Here is a 22,811-nt window from a genome sequence, read left to right as displayed (position 1 = left end):
CCCTGACGGCCTACGCGAGCCCAAAGGCCATCAGCGCGGCGATGAGCACCCCCGCCAGCGACTCACCCGCGATGGCCCCCGCCGCCAGCGTGGACGTGTCCCGGTCCGCCGCTCGCGGCCAGCGCCAGCGCGCCGCCGCCAGCCCCAGCGCACCCAGGCACAGCGTCACCGCGTAGTACGCCGGCAGGATGAAGCCGATGCCCAGCGCCACCGGCAGCGGCAGCCACCGCGCCGCCCGGCCCCGGGACACCAGCGTGAGCAGCGCGCCCACGCCCACGGCCACGCAGGCCGCCAGCGCGGCGTGCGGCGGCAACCCGTCCAGCCCGCGCACCGCCACCTCCGCCACCGCGCGGAACTGATGCGCGAAGGGCGCCGGCAGCGCCTCCGAGCCCAGGCCATGCGTCCGCGACAGCAGCAGGTACACCGGCACGCCCACCACGGAGCCCGCGAGCACGCCCACGAGCTGCGCGGCGAGCTGGTGTCGCGCCGAGGCGCCCAGCAGATGCCCCGCCTTGAGCGACCACATGCTCACGCCCGTCTGCGCCGCCGCGCCCGACACCACCGCGCCCGCGGCGACGTTGGGCGCCATGGCTCCCGGCAACAGCGCGCCGAAGATGACCTGCGTCACCTGCCCCATCTGCGTCACCGGCGACACGTCCACCTGCCCGGCGCCGCGCGCGCACACCGCGCACAGCGGCAGCACCAGCACCAACGCCAGCAGCATGTACGGCACGCTGAGGCCGAACAGCGCCGAGCCCACCACCACCGCCAGCACACACGCGGCCAGCCCCGCGCCCAGCGCCCAGGGCGGCACCGCCGTGCCGCGCCCCAGGCTGCCCAAGTCACGCGCCGCCGTCAGGAAGTCACGCGCCTGCGCCAGCAGCGCCGCCATCGCCGAGCCCACCATCAGCCCCACGCCCGGCCACGTCAGCCAGGCGGAGAGCGTTTCATAGCGCGTGTCCGCCAGCACGCCCGCGCCCGCGAGCCCCGGCGCCAGCACGCCCCACGCCACCGCCGCGCCCGCCAACATGCTCAGGCCCAGGCGCGGCCCCGTCATCATCCCGATGGCCAGCAGCATGGGGCTCCACCCCACGCCCCACGTCAGCGACGCGGCGGGGAGCCCCGCCAGCGTGCCCGGCATCGCCGTCATCCCCGGCAACCACTTGAGCGCATCTCGCGCGGCGGTGATGGCCACCGCCACCGCGCCCGCCCCCGCCAGCAGCCGCCCACGCCCCGCGCGGACCGTGTCCGCCGTGGACGCATGCATCGCGGTGATGAGCTCCGCGGTGGCGATGCCCGTGGGAAACGGCAACGCCTCCTGGGCCACCAACCTGCGCCGGAGAAGGTGCGCGGCGAGCACGCCCAGGGCGCCCAGCGCCACGCTCCACACCGCCACGCCCCAGGCCGGGACGGACGTGCCCAGCATTGTCAGCGCGGGCAGCGCGCCCAGCAGGCCCGCCGCCGCCGGCATGGCGCCCACGGATGCCGCGGCCGTCTGGGTGAGGTTGTTCTCCAGCGGCGTGTAGGGCACGCCCCGCCGGCGGGACACCGAGGCCAGCGCGCTGAAGCCCAGCACCGCGGCGGTGACGGACCCGCTCTCCCACCAGCCCGTCTTCAGGCCCATGTACACGTTGGTGACGGCCAGCAGCCCGCCAATGAGCAGCCCCATGCCCAGCGCGCGCGCCGTCAGCTCCAGCGCCGCGGGGGGCTCCGTCACCAGGGACAGGGGAGGCGCGGGCGCGGCCGCCGGGTGGTCCGTTCCAGAGAGGCCACTCACCGGGTGGCTCATCGCCCCGCCTCGGCGGAGCGGCCCACGAGCTCGCGCAACTGCATCAAGTCCAGCGGCTTGGCAATCTTGGCGTTGGGCACGTCCCGCAGGAACGACACCGTGCGCGGCGTGAAGGCCCCCCCCGTCATGAACACCATGCGTCCAGCCTGCTCCGGGGCGCAGCGGCCCAGCTCGTGGTACAGGTCCATGCCCGTCATCCCGGGCATCATCACATCACAGAGGATGAGGTCGAAGCGGCCGCCGTCGCTCACCAGCCGCAGCGCGGCCTGCGCGCTGTTCGCGGTGGCCACCTCGTGGTCCGCGGCCAGCGAGCGCTGAAGGGCCAGCGTCACGTTGGGCTCGTCATCCACCACCAGGATGCGCGCACGCGCGTTGGCCTGCATCGCGGCGGCCAGACGCGGCAGCACCTCCAGCTCGCGCGTGGCGGCGCACAGCACCACGCGGAAGGTGCTGCCCCGGCCGGGCTCGCTCTCCGCCTGGATGGAGCCGCCCATGGACTCGATGATGCCGTGGCAGATGGACAGCCCCAGCCCCGTGCCCACGCCCACCGGCTTGGTGGTGAAGAAGGGGTCGAAGATGCGGCCCAGCACCTCCTGGCTGATGCCCATGCCCGTGTCGCGCACCTCCACCACCACCCGGTCCTTCTCACCGGCGCGGATGACGACGCGAATCTCGTGCTCCACGCCCGGCGTGCCCTCCTCCGGGATGGCCTGCGCCGCGTTGAGCAGCAGGTTGAGGAACACCTGGCACAGCCGCGACTCGCTGGCCTCCACCGGGGCCACCGGCTCGAACTCCGTCACCAGCCGCGCCCGGTGGCGGATGACGTTGTCCGCCATCTTGCACGCCAGCTCCACCGCCCGGCGCACGTCCACCGGCATCAGCCGCGCCTCCTGCTCGCCGCGCGCGAAGACCTTCAAGTCCCGCACGATGGTGGCGATGCGCTCGGCGCCCTCCGCCGTCTCGCGCACCAACTGCTGGAGCGACGCCACGGGCGCCGCCGGGGCCTGGCTCTCCAAACGCTCCAGCCCCTCGCGGATGAGGTGCAGGTTGACCAGCATGTAGGCCAGCGGGTTGTTGATTTCGTGCGCCACGCCCGCGCCCAGCGTGCCCACCGACGCCAGCCGGTCCGCCACCACCAGGTGCGCCTGGAGCTGCTTGCGCTCCGTCGTATCGCGGTGGACCATGATGTTGGCGATGGCGCGCCCCTCGCTGTCCCGCAGCGGCACGACGACGGACTCACACCAGCAGGTGGTGCCGTCGCGGCGCTTGAACTCCAGCTCCCCAGACCAGCGCCCCTGCTTGTCCAGGCCGGTGAGAATCAGGCTGGTGAGCCGGTCCGGCTCGTCCGGGTGCAGCACGCTGAAGAGCGTCTGGCCCAGCGCCTCCGACTTCTGGCGCCCGAACATGCGCTCCGCGCTGGAGTTCCAGTCGATGATGCCGCCGCCCAGGTCGGTAATCACCACGCCGTCGTAGATGCTCTCGAAGATGAGCGACTGGCGGTGCAGCTCCTGCTCGGCCAGCTTGCGCGCGGTGATGTCCATCACCGTGCCCGTCACCCGCGCCGGGGCGCCCGAGGCATCACACAGCACATCCCCCTTGCAGGAAATCCACCGCCAGCCGCTCCCCTGCGGCTCGATGCGGTATTCGACGTCCACCTGCGTCTTCTTCTCCAGCGCGGCGCCCAGCACCTCGCCCACGCGGGGCAGGTCCGCCGGGTGCACCACCTCCGACAGCTCCATGGCGCGGCCCGACAGCTTGCCCACCGGCAGCCCCAACAGCCGGTCCACCTGCTCGCTCCACGTCACGCGGCCGCTCTGCGCGTTCCAATCCCAGATGCCCACGCGCGCGGCGGACAACGCCTGGCGGAGCTGCTCCTCGCGCTGCTCCAGGACCTCGCGCTTGGAGAAGCGGAACACGGTGACGGTGCCAATCTGCAGCCGGTCCCCCTCCATCAGCTCGGCGGTGCTGACGGGCACGCCGTTGAGCAGCGTGCCGTTGGTGGAGTCCAGGTCCGTGACGTGGCAGGCGCCGTCGCCCGTGCGCACGATGCGCGCGTGCTTGCGCGACACCCCATGGTCGTCGATGCGCACGGTGACGTCGGAGCCGCGCCCGATGATGTGCTCGCCCTGTTCCAGCCGGTAGGCCTTGCCAATGGCGGCGGGCGTGGTGGTGCTGATGAGGATGAGACAGGCTCCCGTGGAAGACGGCGGGGCCAAGGCAAGGCCCGCACATGTCGTGAGGTCGTCCAGCGTCGTCATGTAGCTGCCCCCCGACGCCCGCCCGAAGGCCCACTCTCCCGCCATCCCGTTCTCCCCGTGCGAAGCGTCACGCCTTTGGAATCCCATCAGTGCCAGGGCCCCTGCGTCCAATCCCCCCCGACTCCAGGGCAGCGGACCTTCCGACAGCGAACACCTCGCCGGACGCGCCACGCCCTCCCTGATGGGTGGTCAACGCCCACACGACGATGCCGCGGCGCGGCGGGAATTCAGTCCCGCACGGGAGCAGACTGCGTGGGGAAAGGTGTAAGGATCAGGCACCCCATGGCGGCGGACTCCGAGAGCACCTTCCGCATCCAGGCCCGCGCGGACCTGCATGCATCCGAGCGCGACCCGAGCGAGGCCTCACGCGCGCAGCGAGGCCCTGGCACGCTGGCCGGCGAGTACGTCCTCAAGGCGCTGCTCGCGTCGGGTGGCCACGGCAGCGTGTACGAGGCGGAGCACCGCATCCTGGGCCGGCGGGCCGCGGTGAAGGTCCTCCACCCGCACCTGGCGGACCAGGGGGAGATGCTCAAGCGCTTCGTGCGCGAGGCGCGCGTGGTGAACCAGATTCGCCACCCCAACATCGTGGACGTGTATGACTTCGGGCTGATGCCAGACGGCAGCCCCTACTACGTCATGGAGCTGCTCACCGGCCGCACGCTCAGCCAGGTGGTGCAGGAGCGCGGCCGGCTGTCGTCCACGCGCGCGCTCGCGTACCTGGAGCCCGTGTGCGGGGCGCTGGAGGCGGCGCACCGCGCGGGCGTCGTCCACCGTGACTTGAAGGCCAGCAACATCCTCGTGGTGGAGGAAGGCGAGCGGCCCCGGGTGAAGCTGCTGGACTTCGGCATCGCCAAGCTGCTGCACGCCGAACCGTCTCAGGAAGGGCTCACCATCGCCGGCCAGCGGCTGGGCACCGCGCACGCCATGGCGCCCGAGCAGTTCCGCGGCGGCCCCATTGGCCCGCACACGGACATCTACGCGCTGGGCGTGCTGCTGTATCAGCTCATCACCGGCCGCTATCCCTTCCAGTGCGAGGACCGGATGGAGCTGGAGCGGCTGCACCTGGAGGCCCCCGCGCCCCGGCCCAGCGCCATCGCCGCGGTGTCCCCCGCGGTGGACGCGGTGGTGCTGCGCTGCCTGGAGAAGGATGGCAGCCGCCGCTATGGCAGCGTGACGGCCTGCCTCGCCGCGCTCAGCGAAGCCGCGGAAGAGCCCGTCCAGCCCACGCGCCGCACGCGGCTGGCGCTCGCCGTGCACGCGGAGGTCGTGCTCGCCGCCTCCGCCCAGGACGACGACGCCGTGTACGCGGTGCTCGCGGACGTGCTGGACGGGCTGGAGCAGGGCCTGCGCGGCGGCGGCTTCCTGCTGGCGCTCCAGTCCGGCACCTCCCTGCTGGCCATCCACCCGCTGGACAACGGCGCGCCCAGCGCCGAGCGCACCGAATACCTGCGCGAGGCCGAGCGCACCCTGCGGGTGCTCCAGGAGATGGCGCAGAAGCTGGCGGAGCCGGTGAACGCCCGCGTCCACCTCTGCGTCCACCTGGGCCAGGCGGAGACGCGCGGCGACGCCTCGGAGTCCGAGGTCGTGGGCGGCCCCGTCACCGACGTGGGCACCTGGCGCCTGCGCACCGCGGATGGCTTCGCGCTCACCCCGGCCGCGTCGCTCGCGCTGGAGTTCGACGAAGGCGACTAGCTGACGGGAAGCCCGTATCCGTTATCACCTTGCGAGCATGTGGAGGCCATGGCGTCCGCCATGACACACCCGAGGTGTCTTTGGGCAGACCCCCACCCGAATATTCCTCCCAGGCCACATTTTCTCACCGCTTGAACACCGTCACACTGGCCTCACCCATCAGCGACAGTGTTTTTGTTTGTGAGAGCTGGAACTGATGGCACCCGGGAAGCAGGCACCGCCGGCTTCCCGAAACGGGGGAAAGCCATGTCTGGAATCCGAATCAGTCCCTGCCTGAAACACGCGCGCCGGGCCCGCGGCACCTGGAGGCTGCTGAGCCTGGTGCTGGGCGTGGGGGCCGGTGCGTGCGGCCCCTCGGAACCCGAGCAGGAGACGAGGACACCGTCCGAGGCCCGCGGGGCGATGGCGTCCGGCAACGGCTTGTCGACCAATGGCTTGTCAACCAACGGCCTTTCGACCAATGGGTTGTCCACCAATGGCTTGTCAACCAATGGCCTGTCCACGAATGGGTTCTCCGACTGGTTCAACCAGGACCCTGAACGCGCCAATGAGCTCATGCGTTACATCATCCGGTGCGCGGCCAAGGAGAACCAGAAGCGCAAGTACACCAACCCGGTGACGGGCGAGAAGTACACCTGGGAAGGAGGCCTGGGTCTGGCGCACAACTGGGCCCAGGGCTCACCTGCGACGCAGCAGGAGCAGGAGGTCGTCTCCGCGTGCCTGGCGGCGCACGCGAACAAGTTCGGCCTCCCCGTGGACATCTCCGTGCTGGGCCGCAACGCGCGCGGCGGCGCCCTGGCGTACACGGCGCAGGAGTTGTCCACCTTCAGCGAGCGGGAGGCGTGCTTCTTCGGCAACCTCTTCGACGGCACCGGCGTCTTCGCCGCCACGGACCGCGGCTTCCTGGGCGCGGACGAGAGCACCGCGCGCGCCTGCGGGCTGGCCTCCGCCCCCGACCAGACGGACTGCCTGCCCATCATCCATACAGGCACCTGCCAGTCCCTCTGCCAGCGCGCCACCGAGGCGAGCATCCCCATGGGCGGGACCCTGGCGGAGAAGAAGAACCCACCCGCCGACGGCGAGCTGCCCTATTACGAAACCTGCACCTACAACGGACGGGCATACCAGCCGCTCACGACGCGCCTCCAACCGCGGGACATCCACCGCTGTGGCGACGGCATCTGCCAGTTCACCGAGCGCTGCGGCAGCGGCAGCTCGGCGGATAGCTGCGGGGCGGACTGCGGCACCTGCCCCCAATGAAGCAGCGGGTGCCCGGACGGAGCACACCGCCTCCGTCTCGCGGCACACGCTGGCACCACCCTCCGGTCCCTTGCCCCTGACCGCCAGGACAGTGTTGACTACGCGGGCCTGTCGCGACTCGGGGACTTTTCAAGAACAGACGCCACACCGCTGGAGCCGGACGCGATGACGCTGCGAGCGAGGGTGAAGTTGATGTCGGCGGTGGCGCAGCGGCGGGGAACCCTGCGGCGCGCCTTCGGCACGCTCCAGGGCCCGACGTTGAACGGCGCGCGTCCGCGCGCGGCGCACGCCTCCACGCGGGAGGCGGCGCTGCTGGAGGAGACGGTGCGCGAGCGGACCGCGGCGCTGGAGGCGGCCAACGTCAAGCTGTCGCGCAGCCTGGAGCAGCTCCGCGCCACCCAGGCGCAGCTCTTGTTCGCGGACCGGCTGATTGCGCTGGGCCGCATCGCGGCGGGCGTGGGGCACGAAATCAACAACCCGCTGGCCTTCATCCTCAGCAACCTGGAGTACATCCACCAGGAGCTCCAGCAGAAGGAACACCTGTCGGAGCAGGAGCGGCAGGAGGTGCTGGAGGCGCTGGCGGAGACGCGCGACGGCGCCGAGCGCATCCGCCTCATCGTGAGGGATTTGCAGACGCTGTCCCGCGCGGAGGACGTGGGCACGGGCCCGTCGGACCTGGCCTCGGTGGTGCGCACCGCGGCGAAGATGGCCATGCACGAGCTGCGGCACCGCGCGCGGCTGGTGGTGGAGTGCGAGGGCCTGCCGCCGGTGCAGGGCAACGGCGCGCGGCTGGGGCAGGTGTTCCTCAACCTGCTGCTCAACGCGGCGCAATCCATCGTCCCGGGCGAGGTGGAGAAGAACGAGGTCCACGTCGTCGCCCGCGAGGCGAAGGCCGGCCGCGTCGCCGTGGAGGTGCGGGACACCGGCTGCGGCATCTCCCCCGAGCACCGCGAGCGCATCTTCGACCCGTTCTTCACCACCAAGCCCCTGGGCGTGGGCACGGGCCTGGGGCTCGCGGTGTGCCATGGCATCGTCACGTCGCTGGGCGGCACGCTGACGGTGGAGAGCGCGCCAGAGCGGGGCAGCATCTTCCGCGTCACGTTGCCCGTGGCCGGCGCCTTCGCCCAGGCCCCCCGCTCCCAGCAGGCGGACGCGGTGGCCTGAGCGTCTCTCGCGCCAGGCGGGCGTCCGGGCCAGCGCCTGTCGCGCGTAGCCGGCGGGCTCGAAGCGCACCAGCTTCTCCAGCAGGCCCCAGTCCACCCTGCTGGAGCGCAGCCGCTCCACCAGCCACGCCACGGAGACAACGGCGTCTGGCCGTTCGGGCAAGGACCAGCCGAGCAAGGCCGCCGCCATGGAACGCTGCGCATGCTCTTCGATGATGGACCCGCGCATGGCGTCTTCCCCCCGCGTGTGCGGGGGAGTGTGGCCACCGGACAACACCCTGCACAGGGAGGAGGACCGACGTCCAGGAGGGACGCCTGGACAGTGGGCCCCTGTCGGAGGATGCCGGCAGGCGTGCCACGACCTACGATTGGTGCGTGCGAGCACTGGGGTGTTGGGATGTGGTCATCGTCGGGGGAGGGGCCAGCGGCACGCTGCTGGCGGTGCACCTCCTGCGGAGCGCGCGCGCTCCCTTCCGCGTGGCCTTGGTGGAGCGGAGCGGGCGCCCGGGGCGGGGGTTGGCGTATTCGACGACCAGCCCCTGTCACCTGCTGAACGTGCCCGCGGCGCGGATGGGCGCCTTCGCGGAGGACCCGGAGCACTTCCTGCGCTGGGTGCGCCGCGAGCTGCCAGCAGCCGCACCCGGCGCCTTCATCGCCCGCCAGCGCTATGGCCGCTACCTGGAGGCGGCCCTGCGCGAGGCGCGCGCCCACGCCGCGCAGGACGTGCACCTGGAGGTGGTGGCCAGCGACGTCGCCGCCATCGAGGAGACGGAGGCCGGCACGGTGCGGCTCGCGCTGGCGGACGGGGGCCGGTTGGAGGCCCGCGCCGCCGTGCTGGCCCTGGGCAATGCGCTGCCCTCCAACCTGCGCGTGCCGGACGGCGGGCTGTACGCCAGCCGCCGCTATCACCGCTCCCCCTGGGCCCCGGACGCGCTGCGGGGCGTGGCCCCCCAGGATGACGTGCTGCTCATCGGCACGGGGCTCACCATGGTGGACACCGTGCTGTCACTGCGGGAGCAGGGCCACCAGGGCCCCATCCACGCGCTGTCCCGGCATGGCCTGTTGCCGCAACTGCACCGGGAAGGCGCCCAGGAGGGCGCCACGGCGTACGCCTCGCCTGGCATCCGGGAAGCGCTGCGGGCCCTGCGCCACGAACTGCGACGCGAGCGGGGCGACGCCGCCGGGCCTCACCCCCTCACCCCGCGCATCCGGCCCGTCCTGCGGCTCGTCCGGCGCGAGGTGCGGCGCGCGGCGGAGGCGGGCGCGGACTGGCGCACGGTGGTGGACGCGCTGCGGCCCGTGACGGTGCCGCTGTGGCGGCGGCTGCCGGTGGGCGAGCGACAGCGCTTCCTCCGGCACCTGCGCGCGTACTGGGACGTGCACCGCCACCGGATGGCGCCCAGCATCGGCGAGACGGTGGAGCGGCTGCGGCGCGAGGGCCAACTGACGCTCCATGCGGCGCGCATCCAGGGCTTTTCACTGGAAGCCTCGGGCGTGGCGGTCCGCCTGCGGCCCCGGGGCCAGCGCGGCGAGGCGGTGCTGCACGTGCGGCACGTCATCAACTGCACCGGGCCGGAGGGCGCGATGACGCGCGGCCACCCGGTGCTCGGCGCGTTGGTGGAGACAGGGCGCGCGAGCCCGGACGCCCTGGGCCTGGGGCTGGCGACGGACGCGGACGGCGCGCTGCTGGACGCGCACGGCCGCGCCTCCGGGCGCCTCTACACCCTGGGCCCGCCGCGCCGCGGCGAGCTGTGGGAGACGACGGCCGTGCCCGAGATTCGTGGCCAGGCCCGGGCGCTGGCGTGGCACCTGCTCCAGCGCCTGGCCCACGCGCGCGCGTGGCACCCGCCCACGGAGTCCGCGGGCGCCGCGCTCGACGGGTAGCGCCCGGCGCTATTCGGCGGACACCGCCACGATGCCCAGCCCCTCCACCGTGAGCTGCACCCGGTCTCCCGGGCGCAGCATGTGCGCGGCGGTGGCGGCGCCCGCCAGCACGATGCTGCCCGCCGGCAGCACCTGGCCGCGCTGGGCCAGCAGCTCGCAGAGCTGGATGACGGAGACGACGGGGTCGCCGGAGATGGCGTCCGAGCGGGCGGATTGCGCGGGCTCGCCGTTCACGGACATCGTCATCTCCAGCCGCGTCAAATCCAACGCGCGCGGCGGGTGCTCGGTGGTGCCCAGCACGAACAGCGAGGACGACGCGTTGTCCGCCACCACGTCCGGCAGGGAGAAGTACTTGAAGTCGCGGTAGCGCGAGTCGAGGATTTCCATCGCCGCGAACACGGACTCACAGGCGTCCAGCACCTGGTCGCGCGTCACCGTGCCGCGCAGCTCGCGCGCGGTGCGGAAGGCAATCTCCGGCTCGATTTTGGGGTGGACCCCCTGCGAGAGCTGGATGACGCCGTCCGCGGGAATCTGCATCCGGTCCGTGAGCACGCCATACACGGGCGAGTCCAGGTTCATCTGCTTGCGCTTGGCCTCGGAGGTGAGCCCCATCTTGAGGCCCACCACGCGCTCGCCGTGGGACAGGCGCAGCCGGATGCCGGCCTCCTGGATGGCGTAGGCGTCCGGCACGCTCAGCGTGGGGTGCTCGCGGGTGAGGGGCGCCACCTCGCGCCGCTCCAACCTGGCCGAATCCAACGTGTGTGCCAATGCCTCATGGTCCACGGTCGCGGTCATCCCCTGCCCTCTCTTGGTCGTTCCGGCCGTGCTACATAGCGCGGAACCCCGGCCGGGTGGGATTCTCCGAAGGAGTTGTTCTCATGCGATACCCCAGCATCATCGCGGCCCTGCTCTTCAGCGCCACCACCGCGAGCGCCCAGGAATACGACGAGCACGTTCATGACGGTTTCTATCTGCGCCTGCAGGTGGGCGGCGGCTATCTCCGGGCCTCGGCGGCCGACTTCACGCCCGAAGTGGCGGTGAAGGGCGCCAGCGGCAACATCAACGCCGAAATCGGCTTCGCGCTCGTCAACAACCTCATCCTCTACGGCAAGTTCTACGGCGCCGCCTCGCCCAACCCGAGCATCCAGGTGGGGGACCTCTCCGTCGACAACGCGAACGAGGAGTGGAGCCAGAACCTGGGCGCGGTGGGCCTGGGCGTCACCTATTACTTCATGCCCGCCAACATCTACCTGTCCGGCGCCATCAGCTACACCCAGCTCTCCATCAGCGAGCAGGGTGAGACGATTGCCGAGACGGACCTGGGCGGCGGCCTGCACCTGGGCATCGGCAAGGAGTGGTGGGTCAGCAAGAACTGGGGCCTGGGCATCGGCGCCGAGCTGGCGCTGGGCCGCATCCGGGACGACAGCAACAACGACAGTTGGAACGTCACCAACGTGGCCATCGTCCTGTCCGCGACGTACAACTGACGCGAAGCGCCGCCAGCCTCAGCCCTGCTGGTTGAGGCTGGCCGCCAGCGCGCGCACCACCCCGCGCGGGCCGAGGCGCGCGCCCATGGTCCCCGCCCAGTTGAGCAGTCCATGGATGGCGAGCACCCGGCCGCGCATCATCATCGCGTAGGCATGAGCGGCCACGTCCTCCGCCTTCGCCACGCCGGAGCGCTGGAACAAGCGCGTCTGGCCATTGCCCGCCCGCTGGGTGAACTCCGTGTGCGTGGCGCCCGGGCAGTGGCACGTCACCGTCACGCCCGTGCCCTTCAGCTCGTGGGCCAGCGCCTCCGACAGGGAGACCACGAAGGCCTTGGTGGCGAAGTACGTGGCCATGAAGGGCCCGGGTTGGAAGCCCGCGGTGGAGGCGACGTTGAGGATGCGCCCGCTGCCCCGCTCGCGCATGGGCCGCGCGAACAGGTGAGACAGCTTCAAGAGCGCGGTGCAGTTGACCTCCACCATCTCCGCCTCGCGCGCCAGCTCCTGCTCCAGGAAGGGGCCGCAGGAGCCGAAGCCCGCGTTGTTCACCAGGAACTCCACCGCGAGCCCGCGCGCGCGCACCGCGTCGAAGAGCTGCTCCGGGGACTCCGGCCGTCCCAGGTCCGCCGGGAAGACGTGCGCCTTCACCCCGTGCGCCTGCTCCAGCTTCGCCGCCAGCGCCTCCAGGCGCGGAGCGCTGCGCGCGACCAGGATGACGTCGTGCCCGTCCTTCGCGAACAGGTGTGCGAACTGCTCTCCCAAACCCGCCGAGGCTCCGGTGATGAGCGCCACTTTCCGCGACATGGTGTCTCCTCCAGGAGCCGCCTTATAGCCGAGCCGCCCGGGCGCGGTGGCCTCCCCCGGACACAGCCAGCCGCCCCGGCGGGCGGGGCTGACGGGCGGCCTGGCCGCGATGGGGCCGCGGCGTCGGCTTGCCGTGGCCAGGCGGGGTGGCGAGCTTCCCCTCCATCTGAAGGGGGCGACACATGGGGCGGGGAATCTCCACCGGCATCACCACCGCGCTGCTGACGGCCTCCGCGGCCTCGGCATGCCCCACCTGCCGGCCCGAGGTGGTGGCGGGAATCCTCGACGAGCATTTCTGGGGCCGCCTTTCGCTCACCGTCCTGCCCTTCCTCGTCCTCCTGCTCATCGTGTGCGCGCTGGTGCTCGCCGCGAGGGCGGCGCCCGCGGCCGTGCCCCTGAGGCAGCGTGCGCGGAGCCGCGGCCAGGAGCGCGCGCGATGAGCGCGGGGAACCGGGGGCCGCTGGTGCTCGCGGGCCTGCTGCTGGGCGTGGGCCTGGGCGGCTTCGTGGACGGCATCCTCCTGCACCAGATCCTCCAGTGGCACCACATGCTCTCCACGCCCCTGCCGCCCGACGACGTGGTGAACATCAAGGTGAACATGTTCTGGGACGGCCTCTTCCATGCCTTCACCTGGCTGGTGACGCTGGCGGGCGTGTGGGCGCTCTGGCGCGCGGGCCAGCGCTCCGACGTCCCCTGGTCCACGCGCACCTGACGGCCCATCCCGCCCCGGACCGCGAGGCCAGGGCCGGAGAGCCCTCGCGGCGAGCGCGCGCCCTGCCCTGCGTTCCACACGGGGTGCTGGTGGTCCGCGCGCGTTCGCGCAGTGCGGCATTCCACGAGGCGTCCAGGCGGGCAGCCACGATTCGATGACAGTGGACTGCGGGCGCGCGTGATGCTGGTGAGGCACGGAGGGGCGGCGTACATTGCGCGCCCTCTCCCGGAGGGGTTGGCGGGGCTCGCCCGTCGCCGTCCGTGGGCAGGCACAACCGGAGGGCTCGTCCATGGAGAAGGTGCTCAACTACATCGGCGGTGAGCTGCTGCCCGCGCGCGGCGGCGCGTGGCTGGACAAGCCCGAGCCCGCCACGGCCGAGACGTATGCCCAGGTGCCGGACTCCGACGCGGCCGACGTCCAGCGCGCGGTGGAGGCCGCCGCGCGGGCCTTCCCCGCCTGGGCCGCCACGCCGGCCACCGAGCGCTCGCGCTGGCTGCGTCGCATCGCGGACGGCATCCGGAGCCGCCTGGACGCCTTCGCCCGCGCGGAGTCCATCGACACCGGCAAGCCGCTGTCGGTCGCCTCCACGGTGGACATCCCGCGCAGCATCCTCAACTTCGAGTTCTTCGCGGACGCGGTGACGCAGTTCTCCAGCGAGGCGCACCAGACGGACGACGTGGCCCTCAACTACACCCTGCGCGCGCCGCTGGGCGTGGTGGGCTGCATCTCCCCGTGGAACCTGCCGCTCTACCTGCTGTCCTGGAAGATTGCGCCGGCGCTCGCCATGGGGAACTGCGTGGTGGCCAAGCCGTCCGAGGTGACGCCGATGACGGCGTACCTGCTGGCCCAGGTCTGCCGCGACGTGGGCCTGCCGCCGGGCGTGCTCAACCTGGTGCACGGCCTGGGCCCCAAGGTGGGCGCCGCGATGAGCGAGCACCCGGACATCAGCGCCATCTCCTTCACCGGCAGCACCCGCACCGGCGCGGAGATTGCGCGCGTGGCCGCGCCCGCCTTCAAGAAGCTGTCGCTGGAGATGGGCGGGAAGAATCCCAACGTCGTCTTCGCGGACTGCGACTTCGACGAGGCCCTGGCCACCACGCTGCGCTCGTCCTTCGCCAACCAGGGGCAGATCTGCCTCTGCGGCCCGCGCATCTTCGTGCAGCGGCCCCTCTACGCGCGCTTCAAGGAGGCGCTGGTGGAGCGCACGCGCGCGCTCAAGGTGGGTGACCCGCTGGAGGCGGGCACGGACCAGGGCGCGCTGGTGTCGCAGCAGCACTTCGACAAGGTGCTGGGCTACGTGAGCCTGGCGAAGCAGGAGGGCGGCCGCGTCCTCACCGGCGGACAGCGCGCCAGCGTGCCCGGGCGCTGCCGCGACGGCTGGTTCGTGGAGCCCACCCTCCTTGAAGGGCTGGACGCGGGCTGCCGCACCAACCAGGAAGAAATCTTCGGCCCGGTGGCCAGCATCATGCCCTTCGACTCGGAGGACGAGGTGCTGGCGTGGGCCAACGCCACGAAGTACGGCCTGGCCGCCAGCGTGTGGACCCAGGACGTGAAGCGCGCGCACCGCTTCGCCTCGCGGCTGCACAGCGGCATCGTCTGGGTGAACACGTGGATGCTGCGCGATTTGCGCACGCCGTTTGGCGGCGTGAAGGACTCCGGCGTGGGCCGCGAGGGCGGCTGGGACGCGCTGCGCTTCTTCACCGAGCCGAAGAACATCTGCATCAAGCTGTGAACCCCCTGCCCCCAACGTGAGGAGCACGCCGTGAGCAGTGACAGCGAACGCGTCGATTCGCAGAAGGCCCCGGAGCCGGTGGGCCTGTACCCCCACGCCCGCCGCGTGGGCAACCTCCTGTTCCTGTCCGGCGTGGGCCCGCGCGAGCGCGGCACGAAGAAGATTCCCGGCGTGGAGCTGGACGCGGAGGGCAACATCGTCTCGTACGACATCGAGGCGCAGTGCCACTCGGTGTTCCGCAACGTCCGCTACATCCTGGAGGACGCGGGCTCGTCCTGGGACAAGCTGGTGGACGTGACGGTGTACCTCACCGACATGAAGAAGGACTTCCCCACCTACAACCGGCTGTGGGCGGAGTACTTCAAGGACGACCCGCCGTGCCGGACCACGCTCGAAATCAACCGGCTGCCCACGCCGATTGCCATCGAGCTCAAGTGCATCGCCACCATCGGAGGTGAATGAATGGGCCGCCTGACTCCCATCAACTTCAAGAAGTGGATTGATGAGCACCGCCACCTGCTCAAGCCCCCCGTGGGCAACCAGCAGGTGTGGGCGGACCGCGAGTTCATGGTCACCGTCGTCGGTGGCCCGAACGCGCGCACGGACTTCCACATCAACGAGGGCGAGGAGTTCTTCTACCAGCTCGAGGGCACGATGAACCTGCGGGTCATCGACGAGGGCCAGGTCCAGGACATCCCCATCCACGAAGGCGAAATCTTCCTGCTGCCGCCCAACGTGCCGCACTCGCCGCAGCGCCCCGCGGGCACGGTGGGGCTGGTGCTGGAGCGCCGCCGCCAGCCGAAGGAGCTGGACGGCTTCATGTGGCTGTGCCCGCAGTGCGGCGAGAAGCTCTACGAGGAGTTCGTGCACGTCACCGACCTGGTGACGCAGCTTCCGCCCATCTTCGAGCACTTCTACGGCAACCCCGACAACTGCACCTGCAAGAAGTGCGGGACGAAGGTGGTCAAGGGAGGCTCCGCCCGTTGAAGGTCGACATCCACACGCACCTCCTCCCCGCCAACCTGCCGCGCTTCGCCGAGCGCTACGGCTACGGCGGCTTCATCACCCTGGACCACCACGCGCCCTGCCGCGCGCGCATGCTCCGGGATGACGGCAAGTTCTTCCGCGAAATCGAGAGCAACTGCTGGGACCCGGTGAAGCGCATCGAGGAGTGCGACGCGGCCGGCGTCCACGTCCAGGTGCTGTCCACCATCCCCGTGATGTTCGGCTACTGGACGAAGCCCGAGCACGGCGCGGACCTGTCGCGCTTCCTCAACGACCACCTGGCCTCCGTGGTGCAGGCGCACCCCAAGCGCTTCGTGGGCCTGGGCACGGTGCCGCTCCAGTCGCCGGAGTTGGCCATCCGCGAGCTGGAGCGGTGCGTGAAGGAGCTGGGCTTCTCGGGCGTGCAGATTGGCTCGCACGTCAACGACTGGAACCTGTCCGACCCGGCGCTGTTCCCCTTCTTCGAGGCCGCGAGCGACCTGGGCGCGGCCGTCTTCGTCCACCCCTGGGACATGATGGGCGAGGCGAAGATGCAGAAGTACTGGCTGCCGTGGCTGGTGGGCATGCCGGCCGAGGTGTCGCTGGCCATCTGCTCCGTCATCTTCGGCGGCGTGCTGGAGCGGCTGCCCAGGCTGCGCTTCGCCTTCGCGCACGGCGGCGGCGCGTTCCCGCACACGCTCGGCCGGATTCAGCACGGCTTCGAGGCCCGGCCGGACCTGGTCGCCGTGGACAACAAGGTGCCGCCCCGGGACTACCTGGGCCGCTTCTGGGTGGACTCGCTGGTCCATGACGCGGACGCGCTGCGCTACATCGTCCGGCTCTTCGGCCAGGACAAGGTGGCGCTCGGCAGTGACTACCCCTTCCCCCTGGGCGAGGACCGCCCGGGCACGCTCATCGAGTCCCTGACCGAGCTGGAGCCCGCCGCGCGTGAGCGGCTGCTCTGGCGCAACGCCTTCGATTGGCTGGGACGCGCCCCCGAGGACTTCGCACCATGACGACGCCGCACGCCTTCGAGGACACCGAGGCCTTTGCCCACACGCTGGACGCGGAGGACGCGCTGCGCGGCTACCGCGACGCGTTCCACTTCCCGCCGGGGCCGGACGGCAAGCCGGTGGTGTACCTGGCGGGCAACTCGCTGGGGCTCCAGCCGCGCAACGCCGCGCGCTACATCCAGGAGGAGCTGGAGGACTGGGCGCGGCTGGGCGTGGAGGGCCACCACCACGGCCGTCACCCGTGGCTGCACTACCACGAGCTCGTCACCGAGCAGGCGGCGCGGCTGGTGGGCGCCAAGCCGCTGGAAGTCGTGGTGATGAACACCCTGTCGGTGAACCTGCACCTGATGATGGTGTCGTTCTACCGGCCCACGAAGGAGCGCTTCAAAATCCTGGTGGAGGCCGGCGCCTTCCCGTCGGACCAGTACGCCGTGGCCTCGCAGGCGCGCTTCCACGGCCACGACGCCCGCGAGGCCGTGCTGGAGCTGAAGCCGCGCGAGGGCGAGGAGACGCTGCGCACCGAGGACATCCTCGACACGCTCGAGCGCCACGGCCACGAGGTTGCGCTGGTGATGCTGGGCAGCGTGAACTACCTCACCGGGCAGGCCTTCGACCTGGCCGCGATTACGAAGGCCGCGCACGCCAAGGGCTGCCTCGTCGGCTTCGACCTGGCGCACGGCGCGGGCAACCTGAAGCTGTCGCTGCACGACGACGGGCCGGACTTCGCGGTGTGGTGCTCGTACAAGTACCTCAACGCCGGCCCGGGCGCGCTGGGCGGCGTGTTCGTCCACGAGCGGCACGCGCACACCAAGGACCTGCCCCGCTTCGAGGGCTGGTGGGGCCACGACAAGCAGACGCGCTTCCAGATGGGGCCCACCTTCCACGCGCTGCCGGGCGCGGAGGGCTGGCAGCTCTCCAACCCGCCCATCTTCCAGCTCGCGGCGCTGCGCGCGTCCCTGGAGCTGTTCGACCAGGCGGGCATGGCCGCGCTGCGCGCCAAGAGCGAGCGGCTCACCGGCTATTTGGAGTTCCTGTTGGACAAGCTGCCCCAGGGCTTCGTGCGCATCACCACCCCCCGGGACGTGAAGCAGCGCGGCGCCCAGCTCTCCCTGCGCTTCCGCGGCGAGCCCCAGGGCCTGCTCAAGCGGATGGGCGACGCGGGCATCGTCTGCGACTTCCGCAAGCCGGACATCATCCGCGCCGCCCCCGCGCCGCTCTACAACTCCTTCACGGACGTGTACCGCTTCGTGAAGGCCCTGGAAGGCTACGCCCGTGAGTGAGCCTCGGAAGGACACCGTCACGGTGGTGGGCGCGGGGCTGGTGGGCTCGCTGCTCTCCATCTACCTCGCGCGCCGGGGCCACCCGGTGGAGCTGCTGGAGCGGCGGCCGGACATGCGCCGTGAAACGGTCGACGGGGGCCGCTCCATCAACCTGGCCATCTCCACGCGCGGACTGCACGCCTTGCGGCAGGTGGGTCTGGAAGACGAGGCGCTGAAGCACGCCATCCCCATGCGCGGGCGGATGATCCACCCGCCCCAGGGCGCGCTCGTCTACCAGCCCTATGGCAAGGACGACTCGCAGCACATCAACTCGCTGTCCCGCGCGTGGCTGAACGCCTTCCTGATGACGGCGGCCGAGGCCACCGGCCAGGTGAACATCCGCTTCAAGCAGCGGGTGACGCAGGTGGACTTCGGCTCGGGCGCGCTCACGGTGCACGACGACGCCACCGGGCAGGTGCGCCAGGAGCCCGGCCGCGTGGTGTTCGGCACGGACGGCTCCGCCTCCGCCATCCGGCAGGCGCTGGAGCAGCGGCCGGACTTCACGGGCACGCAGGAGCAGCTTGGCCACGGGTACAAGGAGCTGACGATTCCGGCGGGCCCGGGCGGCACGTTCCAGATGGAGAAGCACGCGCTGCACATCTGGCCGCGCGGCACCTTCATGCTGATTGCGCTGCCCAACGAGGACGGCAGCTTCACCTGCACGCTGTTCCTGCCCTGGCAGGGGCCGGTGAGCTTCGCCTCGCTGGACACGCCCGAGACGCTGTCGGCGTTCTTCGACGCGCAGTTCCCGGACGCGAAGGCGCTCATCCCAGACCTGGTGGAGGCGTTCTTCTCGCGCCCCACGGGCAGCATGGTGACGGTGAAGGGCGCGCCCTGGCACGTGGGCGGGCAGACGCTGCTGCTGGGTGACGCGGCGCACGCCATCGTCCCCTTCTTCGGCCAGGGGATGAACTGCGGCTTCGAGGACTGCGTCGTCCTGGACGCGCTGCTGGGCCAGGGGGGCGGCTGGGAGCAGGTCTTCACGGCGTTCGAGCGCCTGCGCAAGACGAACGCGGACGCCATCGCCGACATGGCGGTGGAGAACTTCGTGGAGATGCGCGACAGCGCCGGCGACCCGCGCTTCCAGTTCCGGAAGGCCGTGGAGAAGGTGCTGCTCAACGCCTTCCCGGGCGAGTTCGTCGGCCGCTACTCGCTGGTGAGCTTCAGCCGCGTGCCGTACCGGCTGGCCTACCAGGTGGGCGCGCTGACGGACGGCATCGTCGCCGAGCTGAGCGAGGGGCTGACGCGGGCGGAGGACGTGGACCTGAAGCGCGCGGCGGAGCTCATCCGGAGCCGGCTGACGCCATTCATGAAGGAGCACGCGGATGGATTTCGGACTGAAGGGTAGGCGCGCGCTGGTGATGGGCGCGTCCGCGGGGCTGGGCTACGCCATCGCGGAGGCGCTGGTGAAGGAAGGCGCCACGGTGGCCATCTGCTCGCGCGGCGGCGACAAGCTGGAGCAGGCCGCGAAGAAGCTGGGCGCGGCGCTCGCGGTGCCGTGTGACTTGACGCAGCCCGGGGCCGCGAAGGCGCTGGTGGAGGCTGTCACCGCGAAGCTGGGCGGCGTGGACGTCCTGGTGGTGAACACGGGCGGGCCGCCGGCGGGCGGCTTCGAGTCGCTGACGGCGGAGCAGTGGCAGCTCGGCTTCCAGAGCCTGTGGATGGCCGCGGTGGACGGCATCCAGGCGGTGCTCCCGGGGATGAAGGAGCGCCAGTGGGGCCGCGTCGTCCTGGTGACGTCATTGGCCGCGCGCGAGGCGATGAACAACCTGACCATCTCCAACGGCCTGCGCGCGGGCCTGCTCGGGCTGGTGAAGACGGTGAGCAACGAGGTGGCGCAGCACGGCGTCACGCTCAACGCGGTGCTGCCGGGCTACCACGCCACCGAGCGCATGCAGCAGCTCGGGCTGACGGACGAGAAGGTGGCGCCGCAGATTCCCGCGCGGCGGCTGGGCCGCCCGGAGGAGCTGGCCGCGCTCACCGCGTTCCTCGCCTCCGAGCAGGCGTCGTACATCACCGGCCAGTCCATCGCGGTGGACGGCGGCGCGCAGCGCGGCTTCTGAGCACGTCAGACGACGCGGACCTCGCCGGGCGCCACGCGCGTCCGGTGCTGGCAAAGCCTCACATCAAGGCCTGCACCGCGGCCACGACGTGGGGCCACTCCCTTGAGCGCGGGTCGATGACCTCGAAGTGCCCCGCGCCCGGCAGGGTGACGCAGCGGACGTCGTCCCCCAGCTCGCGGCCACGCGCGCAGAAGTCCTCGCTCATCAACACGGGCACGGTGTCGTCCGCCGTTCCGTGGACGAGCACCTGGGGCACGCCCAGCGGCTGGAGCGCGGCGGGTGAAGCGCCGCGATAGCGCTCCGGCACCGAGGCCGGCGTGCCGCCCAGGAAGGTCTCCACGATGCCGTCCCCCAACCGGTGCGCGAAGGCGCGGGCCAGGTCCACGACGCCCGCCAGCGGCACCACGCCGCGCAGCGGCAGCGGCGCCTCCCCGTGAAGCACATGCCCCGAAGGCAGCCGGTGCCGGGCCGCCAGCCATGCCACCAGGTGCCCACCCGCCGAGTGGCCCAGCGCCACGACGCGCGACAGGTCCAGCGCATGCGCCTGCGCGAGCGTGCGCAGGAAGTCGGCGCCCTGCCCCACGTCCTCCAGGGTGCCGGGCCAGCCGCCGCCTTCATGCCCCACGCGGCGGTACTCCAGGCTCCACGTCGCGAAGCCGCGCGCGGTCAAATCCGCGCACAGGTGGCCGGCGTGCTCCAACCCGTACTTCGCGCGCCAGAAGCCACCATGGACGACGACCACGACGGGGTGCGGGCCCGGCCCCGCTGGGACGCGGAGGTCTCCGAACTGGTGAGGCTCCGCGCCATACGCGATGCGCGCATCCGCGGCGGGCGCGGGCGTCTCCAGGACCCACATCGAGCTCATGAAGCGAGCCTACTCCCTTGCGTCCGCCGCCCTCCGTGCACACGACATGGCGCCCGGCAACGCGGACGTGCCCCTGGCCCCATGACGCATCGCGTTAACAACGCCCATTTCACTGTCCACCGGCCACCAATCCAAGGGCCTCCGTGGTAGGCTCAAGTGTCATCCGGAGGGACTTGAAGGTTTCACCGCAAAGGTTTTAGGCTTGGTGTTCGTGGATTTAGACTTGATTTCACACCCGCAAATGTAAATACCTGCGTCCACGGATTCCTTCCGCCGCACCGACGGCGAGGAACCCGGCTTGGGAGGTACGGACAATGGACGCGAAAGGGCTACGGACGTTCTTGGAAATCCCCTACGACGAGTTGGAAGAGCGCAACCTCAAGGTCAAGGAACAGCGTCTCAAGCACATCGCGCCGGAGAAGATTCGCGAAGAGCGCATCGACTACCTGACCAAGGAACGCGCCATCAAGGCGGTCACCGTGTGCTTCACCGACCTCGAAGGTCGGCTGCACATGCTGGACTACGACAAGAAGTTCCTCATCAAGAGCGCCGACAACCTGACGTTTGATGGCTCGTCCATCCGGGGCTTCTCCGCGCAGCAGGAGAGCGACCTGCGGCTGAACATCGACTGGGGCGCCTTCTACTGGCTGCCCTCGGACATCTTCGGCCCGGGCAAGGTGCTGGTGTTCAGCGAGGTGCTGGAGCGTGACGGCACGCCGTACCACGCCGACCTGCGCGGCAAGCTCAAGCAGATCACCGAGGCCATGTACCAGAAGGACGGCACGGTGTTCCACGCGGCGCCCGAAATCGAGGGCTTCCTCTTCAAGGGCCGCGACGCCGAGCGCCACTACCACGAGGTCGGCCGCTTCGACTTCATCTCCATCGGCGGCTACTACCACTCGCTGCCCGGCGACGTGCTGCGCACCTTCATCGACAAGGTGGCCGAGGCCCAGCGCGCCATGGGCTTCCAGAACGAGAAGGACCACCCCGAGGTGGCGCCCAGCCAGTTCGAGATCAACTTCTCGTACAGCGAGGCCCTCGTCGCGGCCGACCAGATTCAGCTCTACAAGCTGCTCGCCCGTCAGGTGGCCGCGCAGCTCGACTGCACCGCCAGCTTCCTCCCGAAGCCGGTGACGGGCGTCAACGGCAACGGCATGCACGTGAACATGTCGCTGTCCAAGGGCGGGAAGAACCTGTTCTACGACAAGGACGGCCAGGACGGCCTCAGCGCCATGGGCTGGGAGTTCATCGACCGCATCCTCAACAACGCGAACGATATCTGCCTCACGCTCAACTCCAGCGTGAACGCGTACCGCCGCCTGGACCCGCACTACGAGGCGCCCAACCAGATCAAGGCCAGCGCCAACAACCGCGGCGCCATGGTGCGAATCCCCTTCGGCAACGAGCGCAGCGCGCGCGTCGAGTGCCGCTCGGTGGCCCCGGACGCCAACCCGTACCTGGTGCTCTACACCCTGCTGCGCACCGGCCTGGAGGGCCCGCAGCCGCAGGAGGACGCGGAGACCAAGCGCAGCCGCACCCGCTTCCTGCCGGACAACATCTTCGACGCCATCCGCCTCTTCAAGAGCAGCCAGTTCGTGTCGTCCATCCTCGGTGAGAACGTGCAGGGCAAGTTCGCCGAGCTGAAGACGTCCACGGCCGAGCGCAGCCCGAAGCAGCTGGGCAACCGCGTGAAGTACTCCGAAATCGTGTTCCACCACGAGGTGACCAACCAGTACCTCTGGAGCCAGTTCTAGGAGCGGGCGTCCGCGCACCGCCGGACTTCAAGGAG

Annotated in this window: 20 protein-coding genes; 15 read left to right on the top strand and 5 right to left on the bottom strand. The window is 71.0% G+C overall.

Annotated features, from left to right (window positions below):
- Positions 1–10: 10 nt before the first annotated feature.
- Complete coding sequence (locus MYMAC_RS04800) at positions 11–1,789, bottom strand: OPT family oligopeptide transporter (protein WP_095957225.1); 1,779 nt, start codon at positions 1,787–1,789, stop codon at positions 11–13.
- Complete coding sequence (locus MYMAC_RS04795; RefSeq protein WP_095957224.1) at positions 1,786–4,092, bottom strand: serine histidine kinase EspA; 2,307 nt, start codon at positions 4,090–4,092, stop codon at positions 1,786–1,788. The genes MYMAC_RS04800 and MYMAC_RS04795 overlap by 4 nt, the downstream gene beginning before the upstream one ends.
- Before the next feature lie 237 nt (positions 4,093–4,329).
- On the opposite strand from MYMAC_RS04795, the gene MYMAC_RS04790 reads away from it, so the two are divergent.
- The 4 genes from MYMAC_RS04790 (at position 4,330) to MYMAC_RS04770 (ending at position 10,046) form a co-directional block, all read left to right on the top strand.
- Positions 4,330–5,739, top strand: coding sequence for a serine/threonine-protein kinase (locus MYMAC_RS04790; RefSeq protein ID WP_095957223.1), 1,410 nt, complete (start codon positions 4,330–4,332; stop codon positions 5,737–5,739).
- A gap of 246 nt (positions 5,740–5,985) precedes the next feature.
- The gene (locus MYMAC_RS04785) at positions 5,986–6,999 is read left to right on the top strand and encodes a hypothetical protein (protein WP_095957222.1); all 1,014 of its coding nucleotides are present in this window, start codon (positions 5,986–5,988) and stop codon (positions 6,997–6,999) included.
- A gap of 165 nt (positions 7,000–7,164) precedes the next feature.
- Positions 7,165–8,163: a sensor histidine kinase gene (locus MYMAC_RS04780; RefSeq protein ID WP_013935906.1), complete on the top strand. Its 999-nt coding sequence runs from the start codon at positions 7,165–7,167 to the stop codon at positions 8,161–8,163.
- 398 nt (positions 8,164–8,561) lie between these two features.
- Complete coding sequence (locus tag MYMAC_RS04770; RefSeq protein ID WP_170114697.1) at positions 8,562–10,046, top strand: FAD/NAD(P)-binding protein; 1,485 nt, start codon at positions 8,562–8,564, stop codon at positions 10,044–10,046.
- Between the two features lie 9 nt (positions 10,047–10,055).
- On the opposite strand, the gene MYMAC_RS04765 is transcribed toward MYMAC_RS04770, so the two are convergent.
- Positions 10,056–10,841 carry a 2-keto-4-pentenoate hydratase gene (locus tag MYMAC_RS04765; RefSeq protein ID WP_095957221.1) on the bottom strand — a complete coding sequence of 262 codons (786 nt, stop codon included), beginning with the start codon at positions 10,839–10,841 and terminating at the stop codon, positions 10,056–10,058.
- Between the two features lie 83 nt (positions 10,842–10,924).
- Between MYMAC_RS04765 and MYMAC_RS04760 the strand changes: the two genes are divergently transcribed.
- Positions 10,925–11,533, top strand: a complete 609-nt coding sequence (locus tag MYMAC_RS04760) for an outer membrane beta-barrel protein (RefSeq protein WP_013935909.1) — start codon at positions 10,925–10,927, stop codon at positions 11,531–11,533.
- 18 nt (positions 11,534–11,551) lie between these two features.
- Here the strand turns inward: MYMAC_RS04760 and MYMAC_RS04755 are convergent, their stop codons facing one another.
- The gene (locus MYMAC_RS04755) at positions 11,552–12,334 is read right to left on the bottom strand and encodes an SDR family NAD(P)-dependent oxidoreductase (protein ID WP_095957220.1); all 783 of its coding nucleotides are present in this window, start codon (positions 12,332–12,334) and stop codon (positions 11,552–11,554) included.
- Positions 12,335–12,516: 182 nt separating this feature from the next.
- On the opposite strand from MYMAC_RS04755, the gene MYMAC_RS04750 reads away from it, so the two are divergent.
- From MYMAC_RS04750 to MYMAC_RS04710, 9 genes are all read left to right on the top strand, one after another.
- Entirely contained in the window at positions 12,517–12,774 is a 258-nt protein-coding gene (locus MYMAC_RS04750; protein ID WP_013935911.1) for a hypothetical protein, read from the top strand.
- Entirely contained in the window at positions 12,771–13,046 is a 276-nt protein-coding gene (locus MYMAC_RS04745; protein ID WP_095957219.1) for a DUF2243 domain-containing protein, read from the top strand. The genes MYMAC_RS04750 and MYMAC_RS04745 overlap by 4 nt, the downstream gene beginning before the upstream one ends.
- 289 nt (positions 13,047–13,335) lie before the next feature.
- Entirely contained in the window at positions 13,336–14,778 is a 1,443-nt protein-coding gene (locus MYMAC_RS04740; RefSeq protein WP_095957218.1) for an aldehyde dehydrogenase, read from the top strand.
- A 30-nt stretch (positions 14,779–14,808) separates the two neighbouring features.
- Positions 14,809–15,240 (top strand): RidA family protein, encoded by a 432-nt coding sequence (locus tag MYMAC_RS04735; RefSeq protein WP_095957217.1) that lies wholly within the window; start codon positions 14,809–14,811, stop codon positions 15,238–15,240.
- A complete protein-coding gene (gene nbaC, locus MYMAC_RS04730; protein WP_095957216.1) occupies positions 15,241–15,765 on the top strand; it encodes a 3-hydroxyanthranilate 3,4-dioxygenase in 525 nt (174 codons plus the stop codon).
- Positions 15,762–16,778 carry an amidohydrolase family protein gene (locus MYMAC_RS04725; protein ID WP_095957215.1) on the top strand — a complete coding sequence of 339 codons (1,017 nt, stop codon included), beginning with the start codon at positions 15,762–15,764 and terminating at the stop codon, positions 16,776–16,778. Before nbaC ends, MYMAC_RS04725 begins: the two co-directional genes overlap by 4 nt.
- Positions 16,775–18,055, top strand: coding sequence for a kynureninase (gene kynU, locus MYMAC_RS04720; RefSeq protein WP_095957214.1), 1,281 nt, complete (start codon positions 16,775–16,777; stop codon positions 18,053–18,055). The genes MYMAC_RS04725 and kynU overlap by 4 nt, the downstream gene beginning before the upstream one ends.
- Positions 18,048–19,442, top strand: coding sequence for an FAD-dependent oxidoreductase (locus MYMAC_RS04715; RefSeq protein ID WP_095957213.1), 1,395 nt, complete (start codon positions 18,048–18,050; stop codon positions 19,440–19,442). Before kynU ends, MYMAC_RS04715 begins: the two co-directional genes overlap by 8 nt.
- Positions 19,420–20,157: an SDR family oxidoreductase gene (locus tag MYMAC_RS04710; protein WP_095957212.1), complete on the top strand. Its 738-nt coding sequence runs from the start codon at positions 19,420–19,422 to the stop codon at positions 20,155–20,157. Before MYMAC_RS04715 ends, MYMAC_RS04710 begins: the two co-directional genes overlap by 23 nt.
- Before the next feature lie 58 nt (positions 20,158–20,215).
- Here the strand turns inward: MYMAC_RS04710 and MYMAC_RS04705 are convergent, their stop codons facing one another.
- A complete protein-coding gene (locus tag MYMAC_RS04705) occupies positions 20,216–21,022 on the bottom strand; it encodes an alpha/beta hydrolase family protein (RefSeq protein WP_095957211.1) in 807 nt (268 codons plus the stop codon).
- A 314-nt stretch (positions 21,023–21,336) separates the two neighbouring features.
- Between MYMAC_RS04705 and MYMAC_RS04700 the strand changes: the two genes are divergently transcribed.
- Positions 21,337–22,776, top strand: coding sequence for a glutamine synthetase family protein (locus tag MYMAC_RS04700; RefSeq protein ID WP_013935923.1), 1,440 nt, complete (start codon positions 21,337–21,339; stop codon positions 22,774–22,776).
- Positions 22,777–22,811: the final 35 nt, after the last annotated feature.

Source organism: Corallococcus macrosporus DSM 14697, from assembly GCF_002305895.1.
Taxonomy (GTDB): domain Bacteria; phylum Myxococcota; class Myxococcia; order Myxococcales; family Myxococcaceae; genus Myxococcus; species Myxococcus macrosporus.
This window is presented reverse-complemented; position numbering and strand designations above follow the sequence as displayed.

Bases quoted from the DNA above. Each gene is read 5' to 3' on its own strand.
- MYMAC_RS04745 (WP_095957219.1), top strand. From the start codon at position 12,771: ATGAGCGCGGGGAACCGGGGGCCGCTGGTGCTCGCGGGCCTGCTGCTG.
- MYMAC_RS04710 (WP_095957212.1), top strand. From the start codon at position 19,420: ATGGATTTCGGACTGAAGGGTAGGCGCGCGCTGGTGATGGGCGCGTCC.
- MYMAC_RS04700 (WP_013935923.1), top strand. From the start codon at position 21,337: ATGGACGCGAAAGGGCTACGGACGTTCTTGGAAATCCCCTACGACGAG.
- nbaC (WP_095957216.1), top strand. From the start codon at position 15,241: ATGGGCCGCCTGACTCCCATCAACTTCAAGAAGTGGATTGATGAGCAC.
- MYMAC_RS04790 (WP_095957223.1), top strand. From the start codon at position 4,330: ATGGCGGCGGACTCCGAGAGCACCTTCCGCATCCAGGCCCGCGCGGAC.
- MYMAC_RS04785 (WP_095957222.1), top strand. From the start codon at position 5,986: ATGTCTGGAATCCGAATCAGTCCCTGCCTGAAACACGCGCGCCGGGCC.
- MYMAC_RS04765 (WP_095957221.1), bottom strand. From the start codon at position 10,841: ATGACCGCGACCGTGGACCATGAGGCATTGGCACACACGTTGGATTCG.
- kynU (WP_095957214.1), top strand. From the start codon at position 16,775: ATGACGACGCCGCACGCCTTCGAGGACACCGAGGCCTTTGCCCACACG.
- MYMAC_RS04800 (WP_095957225.1), bottom strand. From the start codon at position 1,789: ATGAGCCACCCGGTGAGTGGCCTCTCTGGAACGGACCACCCGGCGGCC.
- MYMAC_RS04795 (WP_095957224.1), bottom strand. From the start codon at position 4,092: ATGGCGGGAGAGTGGGCCTTCGGGCGGGCGTCGGGGGGCAGCTACATG.
- MYMAC_RS04760 (WP_013935909.1), top strand. From the start codon at position 10,925: ATGCGATACCCCAGCATCATCGCGGCCCTGCTCTTCAGCGCCACCACC.
- MYMAC_RS04740 (WP_095957218.1), top strand. From the start codon at position 13,336: ATGGAGAAGGTGCTCAACTACATCGGCGGTGAGCTGCTGCCCGCGCGC.
- MYMAC_RS04750 (WP_013935911.1), top strand. From the start codon at position 12,517: ATGGGGCGGGGAATCTCCACCGGCATCACCACCGCGCTGCTGACGGCC.
- MYMAC_RS04705 (WP_095957211.1), bottom strand. From the start codon at position 21,022: ATGAGCTCGATGTGGGTCCTGGAGACGCCCGCGCCCGCCGCGGATGCG.
- MYMAC_RS04755 (WP_095957220.1), bottom strand. From the start codon at position 12,334: ATGTCGCGGAAAGTGGCGCTCATCACCGGAGCCTCGGCGGGTTTGGGA.
- MYMAC_RS04780 (WP_013935906.1), top strand. From the start codon at position 7,165: ATGACGCTGCGAGCGAGGGTGAAGTTGATGTCGGCGGTGGCGCAGCGG.